Annotated in this window: 17 protein-coding genes; 3 read left to right on the top strand and 14 right to left on the bottom strand. The window is 44.3% G+C overall.

Translation table 11 applies throughout. The features are described 5' to 3' along the window. Positions 1 to 46 precede the first annotated feature (46 nt). The 9 genes from ABD960_RS02830 to ABD960_RS02790 form a co-directional block, all read right to left on the bottom strand. On the bottom strand, positions 47 to 748 hold the full coding sequence (locus tag ABD960_RS02830) for a hypothetical protein (RefSeq protein ID WP_345329366.1): 702 nt from the start codon (positions 746 to 748) through the stop codon (positions 47 to 49). Beyond that, entirely contained in the window at positions 745 to 957 is a 213-nt protein-coding gene (locus tag ABD960_RS02825) for a hypothetical protein (RefSeq protein ID WP_345329365.1), read from the bottom strand. The genes ABD960_RS02830 and ABD960_RS02825 overlap by 4 nt, the downstream gene beginning before the upstream one ends. Before the next feature lie 71 nt (positions 958 to 1,028). Next, positions 1,029 to 3,071 (bottom strand): hypothetical protein, encoded by a 2,043-nt coding sequence (locus ABD960_RS02820; protein WP_345329364.1) that lies wholly within the window; start codon positions 3,069 to 3,071, stop codon positions 1,029 to 1,031. A gap of 12 nt (positions 3,072 to 3,083) precedes the next feature. Beyond that, the gene (locus ABD960_RS02815; protein ID WP_345329363.1) at positions 3,084 to 5,183 is read right to left on the bottom strand and encodes a hypothetical protein; all 2,100 of its coding nucleotides are present in this window, start codon (positions 5,181 to 5,183) and stop codon (positions 3,084 to 3,086) included. A 9-nt stretch (positions 5,184 to 5,192) separates the two neighbouring features. Next, positions 5,193 to 5,630, bottom strand: a complete 438-nt coding sequence (locus ABD960_RS02810) for a hypothetical protein (RefSeq protein WP_345329362.1) — start codon at positions 5,628 to 5,630, stop codon at positions 5,193 to 5,195. Between the two features lie 24 nt (positions 5,631 to 5,654). Next, positions 5,655 to 5,858 (bottom strand): hypothetical protein, encoded by a 204-nt coding sequence (locus tag ABD960_RS02805; RefSeq protein WP_345329361.1) that lies wholly within the window; start codon positions 5,856 to 5,858, stop codon positions 5,655 to 5,657. Then, positions 5,801 to 6,502, bottom strand: a complete 702-nt coding sequence (locus tag ABD960_RS02800; protein WP_345329360.1) for a hypothetical protein — start codon at positions 6,500 to 6,502, stop codon at positions 5,801 to 5,803. The genes ABD960_RS02805 and ABD960_RS02800 overlap by 58 nt, the downstream gene beginning before the upstream one ends. A gap of 17 nt (positions 6,503 to 6,519) precedes the next feature. After that, positions 6,520 to 7,731 carry a PBSX family phage terminase large subunit gene (locus ABD960_RS02795; protein ID WP_345329359.1) on the bottom strand — a complete coding sequence of 404 codons (1,212 nt, stop codon included), beginning with the start codon at positions 7,729 to 7,731 and terminating at the stop codon, positions 6,520 to 6,522. A 28-nt stretch (positions 7,732 to 7,759) separates the two neighbouring features. After that, positions 7,760 to 8,167: a terminase small subunit gene (locus ABD960_RS02790; protein WP_345329358.1), complete on the bottom strand. Its 408-nt coding sequence runs from the start codon at positions 8,165 to 8,167 to the stop codon at positions 7,760 to 7,762. A gap of 210 nt (positions 8,168 to 8,377) precedes the next feature. Between ABD960_RS02790 and ABD960_RS02785 the strand changes: the two genes are divergently transcribed. After that, the gene (locus ABD960_RS02785) at positions 8,378 to 8,956 is read left to right on the top strand and encodes a hypothetical protein (protein ID WP_345329357.1); all 579 of its coding nucleotides are present in this window, start codon (positions 8,378 to 8,380) and stop codon (positions 8,954 to 8,956) included. 5 nt (positions 8,957 to 8,961) lie between these two features. On the opposite strand, the gene ABD960_RS02780 is transcribed toward ABD960_RS02785, so the two are convergent. Then, complete coding sequence (locus tag ABD960_RS02780) at positions 8,962 to 9,330, bottom strand: VOC family protein (protein ID WP_345329356.1); 369 nt, start codon at positions 9,328 to 9,330, stop codon at positions 8,962 to 8,964. Between the two features lie 182 nt (positions 9,331 to 9,512). On the opposite strand from ABD960_RS02780, the gene ABD960_RS02775 reads away from it, so the two are divergent. After that, complete coding sequence (locus tag ABD960_RS02775) at positions 9,513 to 9,752, top strand: hypothetical protein (protein ID WP_345329355.1); 240 nt, start codon at positions 9,513 to 9,515, stop codon at positions 9,750 to 9,752. A 73-nt stretch (positions 9,753 to 9,825) separates the two neighbouring features. Here the strand turns inward: ABD960_RS02775 and ABD960_RS02770 are convergent, their stop codons facing one another. Further along, on the bottom strand, positions 9,826 to 11,004 hold the full coding sequence (locus ABD960_RS02770) for an MFS transporter (protein ID WP_345329354.1): 1,179 nt from the start codon (positions 11,002 to 11,004) through the stop codon (positions 9,826 to 9,828). Between the two features lie 98 nt (positions 11,005 to 11,102). On the opposite strand from ABD960_RS02770, the gene ABD960_RS02765 reads away from it, so the two are divergent. Continuing rightward, positions 11,103 to 11,312: a hypothetical protein gene (locus tag ABD960_RS02765; RefSeq protein ID WP_345329353.1), complete on the top strand. Its 210-nt coding sequence runs from the start codon at positions 11,103 to 11,105 to the stop codon at positions 11,310 to 11,312. Here ABD960_RS02765 and ABD960_RS02760 read toward each other — a convergent pair. The 3 genes from ABD960_RS02760 to ABD960_RS02750 all read right to left on the bottom strand — a co-directional run bounded on the left by ABD960_RS02760 (position 11,309) and on the right by ABD960_RS02750 (position 16,724). Beyond that, positions 11,309 to 12,349: an LLM class flavin-dependent oxidoreductase gene (locus ABD960_RS02760; RefSeq protein ID WP_345329352.1), complete on the bottom strand. Its 1,041-nt coding sequence runs from the start codon at positions 12,347 to 12,349 to the stop codon at positions 11,309 to 11,311. The two genes, ABD960_RS02765 and ABD960_RS02760, sit on opposite strands and share 4 nt — an antisense overlap. Next, entirely contained in the window at positions 12,349 to 13,656 is a 1,308-nt protein-coding gene (locus ABD960_RS02755; protein ID WP_345329351.1) for an NAD(P)/FAD-dependent oxidoreductase, read from the bottom strand. The genes ABD960_RS02760 and ABD960_RS02755 overlap by 1 nt, the downstream gene beginning before the upstream one ends. Positions 13,657 to 13,871: 215 nt before the next feature. Continuing rightward, positions 13,872 to 16,724, bottom strand: a complete 2,853-nt coding sequence (locus ABD960_RS02750) for a M16 family metallopeptidase (RefSeq protein WP_345329350.1) — start codon at positions 16,722 to 16,724, stop codon at positions 13,872 to 13,874. Positions 16,725 to 16,982 lie beyond the last annotated feature (258 nt).

Raw genomic sequence — 16,982 nt, 5'->3', positions numbered from 1 at the left:
GGCATAATTAATTTATTTTTTATTCAGTAGCGATTAATAAATATTACTACTCCTTCACCATGGTAACCCTACCATTTAAAAACAGATATGAATGATATTTGGGTTCTGTAGATCTAATCCTTGTATACTTGCCACCAACAACTACCTTGTTCACCTCATCCTGGTCTTCACGAATTAATAATACCTGCTCCTCCGTCATGCCTATAACTACCTTGTCTTTTTTCAGGTTAGCCCATGTAGCCGGTGTGTATTTGTAAATTAGCTTCGGGTCTTTGGTATAAAAACGGTTTTCAAAAGCAGCGATTGAAGTGTTAATATTAGTAATACTAACTCCACATTCGGTTGAACCTATTGATCCATCTACAGTTTGCAAAATGAATACTATTGGGTGCGATGCCAATGTTCCGTATTTTATATCAATTACTTTAACAGGCTCAAATTGCACTCTTTTTAATTTGATGGCCAGTATGTTATCATAACTCCCAAAATTAATCACCGGCCACTTCATCCATAAGGTTTTGTTGAGATATAATTTTTGGGCTATTTTATATTCAGCTACAGGAATTATGCTTAAAATGGTGCGGTCATGCTTAATAACCGCTACGTAATTATTGCCATCATTACCGGCAAAATAAGCGCTATCTTTATTCACACTTTTTAACACAAGTACCTTTCCTTCAATATCATTACTGTAAAGCCTCTTTTTTGATCCTTGAGCCTTTATGTAAGTGTAACCCAACTCTTTCATTCCAGAGTCAAGCGGCAAAACCACATATTCCTCACCAACGGTTTCTTCAAGCGTGCGGTAAGGTACCGGGCCAAAAAATACCGGTCGGGCCGTTTAGCCAGTTTATCAATATTAAGCATTTTAGCTATTTCAACCGAGTCAGCCTTGCTTTGGCAAAAAGCCGGGGAGTTTATAAGTGTGATAAGCAGTATAAGGAGTATTTTTTTCATCAGTTTAAAAATGATTATTTTTTACGTGATAAACATAAAAATGTTACTCATAAAAACTAATATAATTAGCATTAAAGTCTTATCAGCTCAACCTTCGTAGGCTGTCCCTTACGCCAGCTATCAATTTTATTGATGTAGTAATAAGCGCTGTCCTGCTGCAGGTAAATAGGGATGAGCAGGTTAAGCTCCAATATATCACGTGGGGTAAGCATAAAATATCGAACTACCTTTTTGGTTTGTTGCAGCACTTTTTCAAGTTCTGCATAGTACCGGGTTTTTATACCAGCGTGTATGATGTTACCATCAAACATATCTGCGTAACATAAGTGATCGGGCGCACCATCCTTGTAAAAATAAGGTACGCTTATTTTGTCGTTTTTCAGGGTTATACTATTACCATCACCGTCAATAAACTTTATTGGCGTGGCATCGCTTACCAGCCGTGTCTCGTTAATCAGTAAACGTGGCGCAACTTCGATGCTAAAATCATCACTATCCTGCTCCGTCATTCTGATCTGCGTAATTTGTCCGCCAATATAGGGAGTGGTTAAGCTAGGCGCGAACGGCGATTTAAATAACTCGGCCGAAGCAGGCAGCGAAGCATCATCTATATTTAGCTGCGCCCCGCCGTAGTTTAGCGGTATAGCATCATCCTCCTCAAACTGCATATAATTTACCTGCGCGTAGTTACCCAACTGGTAGCTTATCTGCTTGCCCTGATCGAGGCATTTAGCCGTCCAGTCCTTAGCCTTAGGAATATTCTTCACAATATCGCGCAAGCTTGAAAACACAATGGTACGCTCAACTGCGTTGGTTTGACAGATAATACCGAAGCGCTGCAGCACATCCTTCAAAAAATCCTTCTGACTCAAATCAGGCAGTATACGCTCACATTGTACGGACTGGCCAAATTGTACATCCTGCTTAATGGGTGTTATGGCAAGCGAAGCGCCTTGTTTTAAACTAAATTCCGACGGAACGTCATCAAAAAACTCATAATCTATGCGCAAGCCGTTTCCCTTGTTTAGAACAACTTCAGTTATTAAGCTTTGATTTTTAAAAGTGCGCTGATAGTAAGTCCTGAAAACACTATCACGAATAATGGTGTAATCAGATGTCAAATCAAATCGTAGTTCCTGTAATATTTGTTCACTACCACTGCGATTTATCCGCAAAATAAACTTGAAAGTTGGCCTGTTTTTACTCCCGAATACACCTTTAAAAACAAATTCCGGAATTAAAAACGCCACATCTACCTTCATATTCTCATTAGCGATAAATGTACTTCGGTTTTTAAATTGCTGGCTATCGTCGCCGTCAATGCGGGTGAATTCAACGGTACCTTTATTATTCTTTACCGTTGGATGAGTTCTGTCGAAATTAGATGCCATTGACACGGCCACACTCAAATCATTACGTTGATTTTGATAATCGGTACCGTGCTCCCATTTGCTGTTACTGAACTGGCAAATCAACCTGTCGTATAGCGTATCAGCGAGCAAAGAGCCATCTGCCCGGTAACCGGTTGAGCGTACTAGGATGTCAACGGCGGTTTTTACAAAGAAACCCGGGCGTAAGCTGCGCACGTTCACTTCGTGCTCGCCGCCGGCAGGGTTATATTTAAGATTGCCATAATCCACTATGGGATAGATCCAGCCTTCTTTTTTTTGCTGTGAGGCTACAACATTCTGTAAATTCCAGGTATGGTCATACGCCTTCCAAAGCTGCTGTTTTCCGTAGGGGCTGGTACTATCGCCCATCTCATAAATTTTTCCGCCCAGGGCGTCAAAAAAATCAACGTTGCCCGACAGTACGGTTAAGTTGGCCGTATCATTATCCACGCTATTAAGTTCAGCAATACCATATGGAATGATCTCCAAGCCATCCCGCAACAGTTTGGCGCTGTAACGTTTGTAAAGGGCACCAGTATTGAAAGCCACATCATCCGGAAAGCCCAATACCCTGCGGTTGCGCTGTGTTAAAGGCAATTTGAACTGGTTTGAGGTATTGCCCTGCTGATTTTTCACTTCGCCCAGGTTGTTAATTTGAAAGGTAAGGGCAATGGTGGTATCGTCGGCCAGATCAACCAACTGATCGTTTATAAAAAGCTGCATGTTATACTATATTTATTGCGCCTGAATATTGATGGCCGGCATATTAAAGGTAATGCTGAATGGTGCCTGCCCATTTCGTGTTTCGTACTCGGCATAAGTAGCCGTATTCACAATAACCGTTTGCCATTTAACCGGGTTTCGGTTTACTAATAGCTGAACCTTTGGCGAGTACTTGATAGATTGCAAACCTTTTATATCGTTAACCGACAAATCCTCAGCCATAACCTTTACTTTTTGCCCCGCGCTTTTGCTGATCACTTCCTCAATACCCTGCTGGTTTTCCCAGTCGTGCACATAATTTTTGATAATGACAGCGTTCTGCACATCCAGTGATACTTCTTGATTATAGACAAAGCGGTAATAATTCCAGCAACCTGTAAGACCGATCCAGCGCAGGTAAACCGAGTTCTCATTAATTGCCTTATCCATACGGATGGTTTGTACCTGGGTAACTGTTTTTTGCTGCCCGTTATCATCGGCGTATTTCAGGGCAATAGTGATGTAATGCGCCTCCTGCGGAAACTGCTGGTTAATAAGCAATCGGTTAAGCCCTAACTGCGCCGGTACAGAAATATCTCCCGCCGTTTGCTTGCTTATAACCAGTTTACTACTATCCTGGTTAAGCAGCCACGAGCCGTTTTCGTTCAACAGGTACTGGTTTTGCAAAGCGCCCGGCAAAGGCTTCCGGTTAATATCAAGCATGTTTAGCTCACAAAACAATTGCCGCCCTAATAAGTCTTCACTATAAATAAAACCGATATCAAAAGGGTAACCATTACTGTGGGCAGGTTCTTCAAAATCAGTTACCCACTTTGCCCTAAGCGATGGCCCGGAAACTGACCGGAATGGCACGTAAGCGGCCAGGTTACCGCCATGCTTTTCGCCCAGTTGTTTAGCCGCGTAAAGCACGTAGTAGTTGCCTGCAACGGCAGTAAATTTCTGCTGAGCGGAATTTGCATATTTACCATCCCAAACTTCGTCATACGCTATGCTGTAACTGGCGCTCAGGTTGTTGTCGCGATGGTTTACCTGCGTGTAATTATTGCTATCTGCAACTTTCAGCAAGCTTTGTAAAAAGGTCGAAATATCAGCGCGGGTTAAACCGGTACTATCCGGACGGTGAGTGGCCGCAATGGTTTGCTCCTGCCCGGTGTCCGCATCCTGATAGGTGATACGCGTTTCCATTTTGTAGTAAGGGCGCACGCTGTTGATATTCACAAAACCGGTTTGGTTAATTTTATAAGGGCTGTCAATAATCAACCTGCCACTAATTATATCGAGAACCTTAAATACGCCCTTGTATAAACCTGCATTTAAATAAATCGGATCACCTTTTTGTGCCCTGCTTACATCGCCGTTAACGTAAAGCCTCGCCTTTATTCCTTCGTCGCGCGTGTTGTAGCTATCAATTTTCGTGACGTCAAAATCTCGACGCTGATAGGTAAATACTACCGGATTAAAGGCGGCGTTCCAGCGTGAAGTGTTGTTACCTACAGTTACCGACGGGTCATCAACGAGCAAGCCGGTTTGAACAGGTAACTGGATGGTGGTTTGCTGTGTACAGCCCAGCGGGTTACGGTCCTGAACGGTTACCTGTACCGCCCCGCCACGCAAACCGTTGAACACAGGTGATAGCTGGTAGGTATCGCCACCATCAATACTATACCCAAGGGGGCCAAAGCTTGATGCAGCATTTACGGTTATTTGCCCGTCGGCAGAGCCAGGAGCGCTTTCTAATTTGGTGATGCTGACATAGTTGATCTTTAGGTCGCACGTTACAGGGTTAGATGGTTCAATTCCGGGCACTACAGATTGTATAGCAAAGCTTTTGCTGTATGAGGATATCAAAACACCCGTATAATCATACCGCATATCACTGATCATGCCGCTGAAAATAAGCATGCTTTGCCCGGGTATGGTTACTGAATACGTACTATAGCCACCGCCCTCTATCTCGTTATAATAAACAACGGTGTTATTGCCATTAACCGGCGCGCCTGTTACCGAGTCCGTCAATCGTATAAACACATCGGCATAAGCTGTTTCTCCCCCATTATAATCGGGATAGGTATAGGTGTAATTGGTAACATCAATTTTTGCGATAATAGCCATTGTAATTTATTAAGAGTTGGTTGCGGCAAGCGCAATACTGAGCACTACGCCGGTTGTGTTTACATTAAACTTGTTATACACCGGGCGGCAACGGGCTTTATCGCCGGTTTTAATTTTGAAGTAGCGCCGGCTGCCCGATCGATATGCGGCCGCTTTTTGAATGAATTGCGAGGCCATGGCAAGCGCGTCAGCTACGTAACGTTCGTTATCGGCCGTATACTCGCCAAAATCAGTTTGGAACAGGAACTCGATTGTTAAGTTGAAAATATTATCAACCTTACCGTTTACCTGCGGCGATAGTTCAACACCATCCAAAGGGTACATAAAAATGCATGGAAAGGTGGCAGAATCAGCCAGGGTATTAAGCTCGTTGGCGGTACCGTATATAAAACCCGGTGCACCGTCAAGACTTTGCACGATGGCTTCGATTTGATTGCGGATAGGCATAATTTTTAGGTTTGATTTATAAATTTAAGATTTGCTGGCCTGCAGCATCTCGGTGTAGCGGCGCTGGTATTCGGCTTCGGTTTTATTGAGCAGCAGTTTGGTAAGCACCCGTTCATACGGCAGGTTCAGAATGATATCCCACCTGGTAATATCACCTCCCGAAAGCGCGTTTATGGTGTTAACATGCTTAAATTTTTCAAACGCCTGTATGCCTGCACGTTTTTCCAAAGCTGACGGAACTGATGCCAGAAGCCGGTTTTCGGTTTCGAAAAGTGCGGATAAGAGGTAAAAAAATGTTTTGAAATGGGCAGCGCCTCCGTTACCCTCATGCTGTTTATTACGTCGATAAATGCTGCGGCATTGTATTCGTTATAAGATTTGTCTGTAGCCCTGCAATAAAAATATTGTGCCAGCAGTTTGCTGCATACCTGTAACGAGGGGTTGAAACTCGCCTGCCAGTTTTCTTCACCATATTTTTTTATGTGAGCGGCTATTTCATCAGCTATAACATCACGTGCAGCCCAGTAAGCGCCGGCCGGCTCCATAGCCAGATCGTTGATTACCTTAACCTGCTTGTTAATTCCGTCAATATTTAATGTAACTGATTTGGGCAGATCGTCACTGTTATATAGATTTTTTATAGCAAAGGCCAGTTTTGATATTTGCTCACTGAAGATAGATAGTTCAGCCGCGTCTTTAATTTGCTTGAGTTCATCACCCGGAATGCCCGATAGTATACTGATCGCTTCTGCATCGCCTAAATTTTCTGCCGATTGTAGGGCGATCATCTGCCCTAATGTTATTTCATCCAAACTTTCAGGCATGGTAATGTTCAGCCTGCCGCTATGGGTCCTTACTGTTTTATTGATCATATAATTTAGTTTATGCGTTATAAAATGCCGGCAAGCAATGGGTTGGTACCCGTAGATGTATTGCGCACGGGCAGCTTTGACCGTACCGCTCCGTTAGTATTTACACCAAGTTTGTTCAGCGCTACGTAGCGCAACGCGTCTACCAGGTGGTTCCAGGCGTCAACCGGTTGGTTAACAGACCGGCCGGCTTTATCGGTTTTCCATTTATAGCGGCCAAGCTCGTTACGTAAATTGGTGCTTGCCCGGGTAATATTTATCTTGTACCGCTGCAAAATATCAATAGAATTGGCTACACTGTCAGGCCCCTTTTTTGCCGCGCTGATGAGCCAGCCCATGCGCCGAAGCTCTTCTATGGATTTAGGCTCGGCACTATCGGCAACTACTTCATGGTTAAAGTTTAATCCGTATTGCTTTAACTTTGCTGCAATGTCGGTGTTGGTTAACGCAGGTTCGTAAAACAGCTCATGCACCCATAGTTCACCATTTTGCCGGTATACCTGCAGGCAAGCCGTAGGGTCATTGGTAAATCCAAAGTCGAGGCCGGTTGCAATCAGCCTGGCATTATGCGGAATAGCTTCGCAAACCCGCCAGTTATTAAATACCAACCCGCTTATTTTACCGGTAAGGCCGCGTGCATATACTTTCCAAAGTCCTTCGTCAATATGCCTTAATGCCTCTATCTTTTGGCGGACGCTGTCCTCAATAAAGGGGTTATGCCGGTGATCAGATATGATGAGCTGCACACCATCCCGCCCAAGCAGTTTATTGTGAACCCAAAACTCAATATTGGGGTTATAGTCCAAAAAAACGCGCTTTTTGGTGCGGAGCGCTAACTCGTTATATACATCCCAACTGATGCCGTTGGCTTCATTAACAAACAAATAATCCCGTTTACCCGACTTCGCATCCTGGGCACTGTCGTAACTCCTAAACTCGATGATGCTGCCGTTTATGAATTCAAAAAAACGGTCGCTCTTATTGTACATTTTAACCGCCGCGTTTAAAGGCAAACTGGAGTTGTAGATAGCGAGCGCGTCACGCACGGCACCGGCTTTTAAGTTAGGCATATCCTGCCCGCAAACGGTTATCACCAACCCACCTGTTTCGCAAGCCAAACAAAATAATACCTGTAATATAGCGAAGGTTTTGCCTGAAGATGTACCACCCTGATTGACAACAACAGCATCGGTGGCTTTATAATTCAAATCAAATAATACAGATGTAAGCATTATGCAAAATATGCCTTTTGGCATTTGTTTATGTTAGATCAACTAAATTTTCGCTTTCCGCAGGTGTAAACCCTGTACCCTGGATTTCTATTTGCAGCACCGGCTGACTTATGCTGATAGAACCCAACGGCTGATCGCCTCCCCAACCCATTGTACGCAAAGCAAATACCGCCCCGGTTGAGGACGATTGATGCAGGCGTTTTTCATATTCGGCTTCTATTTTCAACCTGGCTCGTTTGGCAATCAAACAAAACCGGCCGCTTTGTTCGTAACTCATAAATTCTTCGCGGCTGTTAAAACCTAGGAACAATAGCAAGCCGCAAAACGTAGGCACATCTGTTTTATTGGCTGATTGTTTATCATGAACATTAAACTGGTCAAAATAGGCATCAACCCTTTGTTGAAAGGCTGAAGATGAATTAAATTTTACAGGCATGGCATGGAAAGGTTTTATTAAGAACAATACAAATATACAGATATTTCTTTAATAATAAAGAATTTTACAAAGATTATTTTATTTAGCTTGTTAGACGGCGAGTTAAAAAGTTTTTTCATTAGTTAAAATATGTTAAATACTCATATGGCTGCCTTTTTGCTATTGATTTTGTGAATAATTAATGCGTACATTTAACTATAATCTGTCCGGATGGGAACAAAAAAGTTTACTTTTTTATTTTTTATGCTTGCAATGCTCCTCTCGGCAGTTTTTACCTCATGCCGTAAGGACGAGGATTTGCAAGGCTTTACAAATGATAAAGATAGCACAGCGCTTTCATCCTCATCGGGCAGCTTTATTGCTACTACCGGCGAACTGAGCATTACTTTTAATGATAGCACATACGTTTTTAACGCCGAGGAGGACAGTATTGCCTTTGTAAGGGTAGATACAGCGGGCAATAAATACTTCGGCATCACCGCTATAAACGATATTCACAGCATGAGCTTCGGAATAAGCGGCCTGGGTGAAGCCGCAAACAAATCGAGCACTAAAGTTGAAGGCAGCCAATTTTTATTTGCCAACGAAAATACAAAGGCAGCTTCAAGTTTTACCCTGAGCCAATCAGCCCATGAAATGGATTTAGGTAAGCTTTCGCTAAAAAAATACACTAATAATAAAGATGACGTTGCCGCAAAAGGAACGTTTGTAACTTACCTGGCATCAGATACAGGTAAAAATGCTACGCTATATAAGGTGACAGGCAAGTTTGATATCCGCTTCAAATAACCGTTTTACACGGCTTTAAAATGCGGATTATAAATTAGTCCGATAACATTGCCCCAGGGATCTTTAACCGTAGCAACAACAATATCGCCGCCCACGTTTTGCGGTTCTTCAAACGAAGTGGCACCAGCGGCTAAAAAATCTGCATAAGCGCCCTCTGCATTTTCAACACCCCAATATATTACGGTATTATCGCCTACCTTGCGCTCGTCAGGCTGCAAACCAAGTTCGTAACCGCCTATATTAAAGCCAACGTAGAATACTTCGTCGAAATATGGCTGCGTATTAAAGACCTGTGCATACCAATTTTTTGCCGCCTCGAGGTCAGGCACTTTGTAAATCGCTGTTCGTAAACCTAAAATTAAATTTTTCGACATGGTTTATAATATATAAGATTATACTGCTAAAGTATCAATTATTGCCTGCTATCTTGTAAAAAATATAAATCACTGTGTATGAGGCGGTGAAATAACCCTTTTTTTCATTTTGTTTTATTTTTTATTTAATTCTCAACAATTAAGTATATATATTTGTAAAGTAATAACAAAAACATCTGTTTATGGAAGATATTGTAAAATTCAGAATTTTTTTAAGCTTCCCGTTATTAGGCCTGCTTATTCCGGATCTTGGATTATTTTTAACTGGGTCATCAGCCAGAGCGGCGTTTCCAATCACTCATGCTATAATCGCCGCTACTCTGTCAATCTGTATTGCAGTATTAACCATTGGGATTATGCTCTACAGTAAAAAACACAACATTCAAAAAACGGCAAAACCTGTTTTTGATTTGTTAGGCTGATTTTGTCACTTACCGCCCTGTACTCAGTTTTAAAACAGTGCAGGGGCGGTGCCCGGCAAAGTGTTGTTATTTACTATTCTTCTCTGCCAAATACTACTTGTAACAGTAAGGCGCATATAACAAGCGCCCCGCCTAAAGCAGATACCCCCATCCATCCCCAGCTTTGCCAGCAGATGCCGCCCAGCCAGGTACCCATCGCCCCACCGATAAAATAGCATACCATATAAACAGTATTGAGCCTGTTTCGTGCCTCGGGGTGTAAAGCGAATATGATGGTTTGGTTAACGATATGCATAGCCTGCAAACCCAGGTCAAGCAAAATCACCCCTATTATTAACCCGGCAAAGTAGTAGCCATAAACGCCGAACATTCCCCATGCGGCAACCATCATAATTAAGGTAGCGGTAATAATGAGCGAACGCTTCATTTTATCACTCAAACGCCCAACTACCGAAGCAGCTATAGCCCCACCGGCACCAATTATACCAAAGGCGCCGCTAACATCAGCCCCCTTAAAAAATGGCGGCCCTTCAAGCAGGAATACCAGCGTGGTCCAAAACGCGCTAAAGCTCGCAAAACCCAGCATACCGCGGGCCGCGGCCAGGCGTAAAGCCGGTTCCGTTTTTGCCAGATATACCACAGACCGCATTAACGACCCATAGGTACCTTTAAATTGCGGACGAAGATCAGGCAGCTTTATATATAACGCTATCCACAACAGTACCATCAGACCCGCAGCGATAAAAAATATAGACCGCCAGCCGAAGTGCTCGCCTACAAACCCGCTTATAGTGCGTGATGTTAAAACCCCAACCAGTAAACCACTCATTACCGTACCAATGGCCTTACCGCTTTCTTCGGGCTTAGCCAGCTGGGCGGCCAACGGCACAAACAACTGCGGTACTACCGACGTTAACCCGATGAAAAAACTCGCGACCATAAGCATATTGATGCTCCGGGCCCAACCTGCAGCCAGCAAAGCTATTACGATAAATATAAAATCGAACAAAATAAGCTTTTTACGCCTGAGCATATCGCCCAACGGAATAATAAGCAGCAAGCCCGTAGCGTAACCTATTTGCGTAAGCATGGCAATCAGGCTGGCTTTGGCTTCGGTAACTTTAAATTCAGCCGCTATTTTGCCAAGCAGCGGTTGATTGTAATAATTATTAGCCACTACTACCCCTGCCCCGATGGCCATAAGCCAGGTAAGCGCGGGCGTTAAAGTGGGCTTGTTGTTATCAGTATTCATAGGCGAGGCGCAAAAATAATAACAGCGATTACATATTTTGTTTGCAGCATGTAATATGTATGTGATGAACTTTTTACAACCCAAAACGTTGCTTTAGTATGGATTCAGATCAAATACATTACCGCTATTACAATAAGCAAACCAACGAAACGCTCTGCGTTCACTCGCTCCGGTTAGACCCTGACCTGAACATTGACACCATGCTGCGTTCAAAGTTCGACGAACTGGTTGCTAAATACCGCTTATCATCTAACGAGATTGGAATGGAAAGCGTAGACAACCCGGCTGAAGGAAATAATATTTGCTAAGACCGAGACCCGGCAATATGTTTTCGTACCTCCGGCGCTACTTTAGTGCCGTAAAGCTCAATATTCCGTAGTATTTGGGCATGTGGCGTATGCCCGGTTACCAGTTGCGCCAGGAAACGGGTATTGCCAAACAACTCATATTGCTCCAGTATCTTTTCAACAGCATGTTGCGTATCACCCACCACAAGCGGGCCTTCCTCGCGCAGGTAATTGAATGATTCACGCGTCATGGCCGACCAGCCACGATCTCTGCCCACACGATTCATTAATGCCTCATATGATGGATAGAATTCATTTTGCGCTTGCTGTGTGGTGTCGGCTACGTAAAACTGCGAGCTGATACCCAATTGCAGTTTGCTTACATCATGCCCCGCCTTTTCTGCCGATTCGCGATATAACTCGACAAAACTCACAAAATGCCTGGGCGAGCTGCCTAATATCGCAATAATCATGGGCAAGCCTAACGCACCAGCGCGCTTTGCCGAGGCCGGTGTGCCGCCAACCCCTATCCACACCGGTAGTTTTTGCTGTAAAGGCCTCGGGTAAACGCCCTGCCCTTTTACAGGCGCCCTGAACTTACCTTCCCAGTTCAGCTTTTCACTTTCGCTTATTTTAAGCAGCATGTCCAGCTTCTCGCTGAACAGTTCGTTATAATCGTCCAGGTCGAAACCGAACAGCGGGAATGATTCAATGAACGATCCCCGCCCGGCAATAATCTCTGCCCTGCCGCCGGAAATCAGGTCAATCGTAGCAAAGTTCTGAAAAGCCCTTACAGGGTCAACTGAACTGAGTACCGTTACCGAACTGGTTAATTTTATATTTTTAGTGATGGATGCCGCGGCAGCCATAAAAACTTCGGGTGATGATATGACAAAGTCGGGCCTGTGGTGTTCGCCAAAAGCAAATACATCCAGGCCAACCTCGTCGGCCAGTTTTACTTCTTCCAGCAATTGCTGTACGCGCAGGTGGGCGTTTACCGCACCGCCTGCTTTATTATCTGGCGTAACTTCGCCAAAAGTGCTTATGCCTAATTCCATTATACCTTATTAACTGAAGCGTGATTGGGCGGCCTGAATATCTGCAACTCCTCACCCTTGCCACGTATGCGTTGCGCCAGGCGCAGGCTTTGGTCAGATGTGAAATATTTGTAAGCCCAGTTGATGAATATCTGCAATTTATTTTTGATGCCTAATATCAGCATTAAATGTAAAAACATCCATATTAACCAGGCAATGCGGCCCTTAAAGTGAATTTTAGGCTTTTCCAGATCAACCACCGCCTTTCGTTTACCGATGGTAGCCATTACACCTTTATTATCAAACTCAAAAGGCACGGGCGGATCACCCGCCGCCTGCCTGATCAGGTTTTTTGCCAGGTGCTCGCCTTGATCACCGGCTACACTGGCGAGCTGCGGGTGACCATTTGGGTACAGATCAGTCTCCATGTAGGCAATATCGCCGATGGCATAAATGTTACCGGAGCCAATCACTTTGTTAAAACGGTCGACCTTTACACGGTTGCCCCGGGCCACATTTTCCGGTGGGATGCCTTCAGGCAAATTACCGCGCACGCCGGCCGCCCATATCACTGTTTTTACATTGATGATCTCGCCATCATCCTCTACTATCCGCTCGCCATCAAACTCCTCAACACCGGCCCCGAGTTTAAGTATAATGCCCATATCCTGCAGGTATTGCCTCGCCTCGTTGCTTGACTTTTCGCTCATGGCCGAAAGCGGATTTTTATTATGGTCGATCAGGTAAATGTGCATTAAATCCCAGTTAAGCTCCGGATAGTCCTTCGGGAGTACATTCTTGCGCATTTCGGCCAAGGCACCGGCAAGCTCTACACCCGTTGGTCCGGCTCCAACTATCGCAATACTCATTATACGGCTTCTCTCCGCCTCATCATTCACCTCAAGCGCATCTTCAAAATTATTAATGATGCGGTTCATTAGCCGCAATGCCTCAAAAGTGGTTTTCATCGGGAAGGCGTGCGACTGTATTTGCTGGTTACCAAAAAAGTTGGTTTGCGTACCCGTTGCCAGCACCAGCAAATCGTACTCGAAGTTACAGACATCGGTTACTACGGTATTTATTTCGGGCTTTATTTCTTCAACCTCGGCAAAACGTATGCGTACATTTTTGCTGTTATGAAATACCTTACGCAGCGGGAACGATATATTGCTGGCCTCGAGGCTGGCTGTAGCAACCTGGTAAAAAAGCGGCTGAAACTGGTGAAATGTCACTTTATCAAGCAACATAATATCAAACCCCTTTTTGTTATTTAATTCGCGGGCCAGTTTTAAACCGGCAAATCCACCGCCTATGATAACTATTTTCATATAGTGAATGACTTAAATACACTACCACAAAAGTCAGCAATAAGTTTTAGTTAAATATGCCACAGGTGTAAAATTGACACCTACCTCATCTTAAAATGATAATCAATTAAGATTACCTGATGAATGCATACCTTACGTTAAACCGGCATTTTAAATCCAACAAAAAAGCCCTTCAATTTTCACTGAAGGGCTATACTGTTGTTATTTAGCTTTACTTAGAGTGTTTTGCCGTCTGCGTCAAGCTCCACAATTGGGTAGCCTAATTTTTGCAGGCCCGGTAATACTTTGGCTTTATCGCCTACAACCAGTATCACCATCTTATCGGTATTCAAATATTTTTTAGCCAGCGTGTTGATCTCGATATTGTTAATGCCGGTCAGTATCTTGTTCTGCTCGTCAACATAGGTTGGTTTCAGATCATACTCCAGCAGCATGGACAGGAAGTTGGCTTTTTGTCCGTTAGTCTCGTACTTACGCGCATCGCTCTGACCTATCGACTGCTTGGTAAATGCCAACTCATCATTAGTTATACCGGTGGCATTGTAATTTTTTATCTCCTTGATAAATTCTACTACCGCGCTATCGGTTGATGAGGCACGCACACCAGCACTCGCAGTAAAGTTACCGCCAAACTTACCCGACGCGAAACCAGAACGGGCGCCGTATGTCCAGCCCTTGTTTTCACGCAGGTTCATGTTGATACGGCTGTTGAAAGCGCCACCTAATATATAGTTTGCTATGCCCAGCTTGTAATAATCGCCGGTAGCATCATAGTTAAGGCCGCTCAGGTAACCAACTCGTATCTCTGATTGTGCTGCGTTTGGTACGTCAACCAGGTAAAGCGTAGCTTTATCGAACGATTTACCATCAGCAGGTTTTGGCAGATCAACTTTTTTGTCTTTCCAGGTGTTCAGGAAGGCCAGCTTGGTTTTAACCGCAGCCTCGTTAATATCGCCAACCACAACCACTTTAGTTAATGATGGCACAAAGTAGCTATCGTAGTAGTTTTGTACATCCTGCAGAGTTATGCCCGGTACGGTTTGCTCGTTACCTGTGGTTGAGAAGGTACGCACATTATCAACCCCGTACAAAATTTTGTTGTACACGCTTGATGCAACGCCTGCGGGCTGGGTTTTGGCTTGCTTAAAGCCTTCCATTATCTGGGTTTTGTTACGGTCAAGCGCTTCCTGGGTAAATTTAGGATTGAACAGTTTTTCCTGTAACAGCGCTATGGTTTTATCAAGGTTTTTAGTTAATGATGATACCTCTATTGAAATATTGTCGGTAGTGGCATACGCGCTGATGTCGCTACCCAGTTTTTCCAGTTCAGCGTTGTATTGCTCGGCAGTGTAGTTCTTGGTATCCTCATTTAGCATACGGGCAACAATATTCGCCAAACCAGCTTTTTGCGGATTGCTGATAGCCCACAGACCACCACCGTCTATTGACATAGCAATGGTTACAGTCGGTATTTCCTTGGTATCCGTACCTACCATGCGGATACCGTTGGAGGTTATAGCCGTCCATATAGCCGGAACTTTTATAGCTGGGTTGGCGCCGGTACCCGGTACTTTTGCACGGTCAAAGTTATCTTTCGCTTTAACATATTTTAAACCGTTGTAACCATAATCAGGGGCTTTGTAACCTGACTTATCAATAGTATAATTATCAGGAGCAACAGACTGTGCGCTGCCGCCTTTTGGCAGCACGCTTAATATAACAGCAGGCTTGCCTTTTACATACTGGTTGTAAACACGCATTACATCAGCCTTGGTTACCGAGCGGATGTCGTTTAACTCGCGGCCTATTTGGTTAGGGTTACCGGTAAAGGTTTGGGCGGCAGCCAACTCAGACACCTTGCCGCTGATGCTTTGTAGTCCGTTGATATAATTGGCCTCTGCACTTGCTTTGAAACGGGTCAGGTCGTCATCACTAACGCCTTTCTTTTCAAATTCGATCAGTGATGAGTCCACCAGCTTTTTCATATCAGCCAATGACTGGCCCGGGAACGGGATGACACGGATGCTGATCTCGCCCGCAAGTTCGGTATTTGATGAGCCCATGTAAGCTTGGGCCGCCTTACGGGTCTTTACAAAGTTTTTGTAGAAGATAGAGTTTTTACCCTGGCCGATGATGTTTGAAAGTACATCAAGCGCCGACATATCCTTGGCGTACATTTTAACACCCGGATAGCTTATGGACAGCAAAGGCAGCTTAGCGTAATTATCGGTATACGATACATAACGATCTGCCTTCAGCACCGGCGCAGGCAGGTTAACGTTCTTAACCTCAGGGCCGCGTGGTATGCCGCCAAAATATTTGCTTACCCATGCCAGGGTTTGTTTTGTATTGATGTCGCCCCCGATGGTAATGGTAGCGTTGTTTGGTCCGTACCAGCGTAAAAAGAAGTTTTTCAAGTCGGCCAGGCTGACCGCGTTCAACTCCTCTATATAACCGATGGTTAACCATGAGTATGGATGCCCATAAGGGTATAATGACCGTGAAGAATATTCGCCCACCAAACCGTAAGGGCGGTTATCATAGTTCTGGCCGCGTTCGTTTTTTACGGTTGCACGCTGAACCTCGAATTTTTGCTGGGTAACGGCGTCAAGCAAGTAACCCATACGGTCTGACTCCAGCCAAAGCATTTTTTCGAGCTGATTGGCGGGTACGGTTTCGTAATAGTTGGTACGGTCGCGGTTGGTTGAACCGTTAAGGGTACCACCTGCCGCGGTAATTATCTTGAAGTGATCGCCATTGGCCACATGGTCTGACCCTTGGAACATCATATGCTCAAAAAAGTGCGCGAAACCTGATTTACCAATTTCCTCACGGGCTGAACCAACGTGGTAGGTAACGTCAACGTGAACAATAGGGTCTGAATGATCTTCGGTTAAAACTACGGTAAGGCCGTTAGGCAATACGTATTTTTCATACGGGATAACTAACTCGGTACCTTTACGGGTAACCTTTTCAACGAGTTTGGGCTGCGCCTGTTGTGCATTAGCGGTAAGCGATGCCGCCAACACCGACGCTGCAAGCAAGAAGCTTTTTAGAGGTCTGGTCATTTTTTAGTATTTAATCAACTGTAAGTTATAACAAGGCCGGTTGCTGCCGCGCGCTTGTCAGGGAAGGCATAATATTACAAAATTTCGCTAAAATTAATTTGTAAAGGAATTGTTACAAGACATGTTGTAATAACAAAAATTTATTTAATACGTGTGGTGGCCTGCCGGAAAACCGGGCCGGGGTATGGCCTTGTGCGGCTGAAGGTTTTTTCCGGCTTGACTTTTGGTTACTTTGTGTCTAAGATAAAGTAACTGGGC

Origin of the sequence: Mucilaginibacter defluvii (assembly GCF_039543225.1) — a bacterium.
Lineage (GTDB): Bacteria > Bacteroidota > Bacteroidia > Sphingobacteriales > Sphingobacteriaceae > Mucilaginibacter > Mucilaginibacter defluvii.
Note: the sequence above shows the minus strand (reverse complement) of the source record. Positions and strands in the feature narration are given on the sequence as shown.

Bases quoted from the DNA above. Each gene is read 5' to 3' on its own strand.
- ABD960_RS02830 (WP_345329366.1), bottom strand. From the start codon at position 748: ATGAAAGAGTTGGGTTACACTTACATAAAGGCTCAAGGATCAAAAAAG.
- ABD960_RS02825 (WP_345329365.1), bottom strand. From the start codon at position 957: ATGAAAAAAATACTCCTTATACTGCTTATCACACTTATAAACTCCCCG.
- ABD960_RS02820 (WP_345329364.1), bottom strand. From the start codon at position 3,071: ATGCAGCTTTTTATAAACGATCAGTTGGTTGATCTGGCCGACGATACC.
- ABD960_RS02815 (WP_345329363.1), bottom strand. From the start codon at position 5,183: ATGGCTATTATCGCAAAAATTGATGTTACCAATTACACCTATACCTAT.
- ABD960_RS02810 (WP_345329362.1), bottom strand. From the start codon at position 5,630: ATGCCTATCCGCAATCAAATCGAAGCCATCGTGCAAAGTCTTGACGGT.
- ABD960_RS02800 (WP_345329360.1), bottom strand. From the start codon at position 6,502: ATGATCAATAAAACAGTAAGGACCCATAGCGGCAGGCTGAACATTACC.
- ABD960_RS02795 (WP_345329359.1), bottom strand. From the start codon at position 7,731: ATGCTTACATCTGTATTATTTGATTTGAATTATAAAGCCACCGATGCT.
- ABD960_RS02790 (WP_345329358.1), bottom strand. From the start codon at position 8,167: ATGCCTGTAAAATTTAATTCATCTTCAGCCTTTCAACAAAGGGTTGAT.
- ABD960_RS02785 (WP_345329357.1), top strand. From the start codon at position 8,378: ATGGGAACAAAAAAGTTTACTTTTTTATTTTTTATGCTTGCAATGCTC.
- ABD960_RS02780 (WP_345329356.1), bottom strand. From the start codon at position 9,330: ATGTCGAAAAATTTAATTTTAGGTTTACGAACAGCGATTTACAAAGTG.
- ABD960_RS02775 (WP_345329355.1), top strand. From the start codon at position 9,513: ATGGAAGATATTGTAAAATTCAGAATTTTTTTAAGCTTCCCGTTATTA.
- ABD960_RS02770 (WP_345329354.1), bottom strand. From the start codon at position 11,004: ATGAATACTGATAACAACAAGCCCACTTTAACGCCCGCGCTTACCTGG.
- ABD960_RS02765 (WP_345329353.1), top strand. From the start codon at position 11,103: ATGGATTCAGATCAAATACATTACCGCTATTACAATAAGCAAACCAAC.
- ABD960_RS02760 (WP_345329352.1), bottom strand. From the start codon at position 12,349: ATGGAATTAGGCATAAGCACTTTTGGCGAAGTTACGCCAGATAATAAA.
- ABD960_RS02755 (WP_345329351.1), bottom strand. From the start codon at position 13,656: ATGAAAATAGTTATCATAGGCGGTGGATTTGCCGGTTTAAAACTGGCC.
- ABD960_RS02750 (WP_345329350.1), bottom strand. From the start codon at position 16,724: ATGACCAGACCTCTAAAAAGCTTCTTGCTTGCAGCGTCGGTGTTGGCG.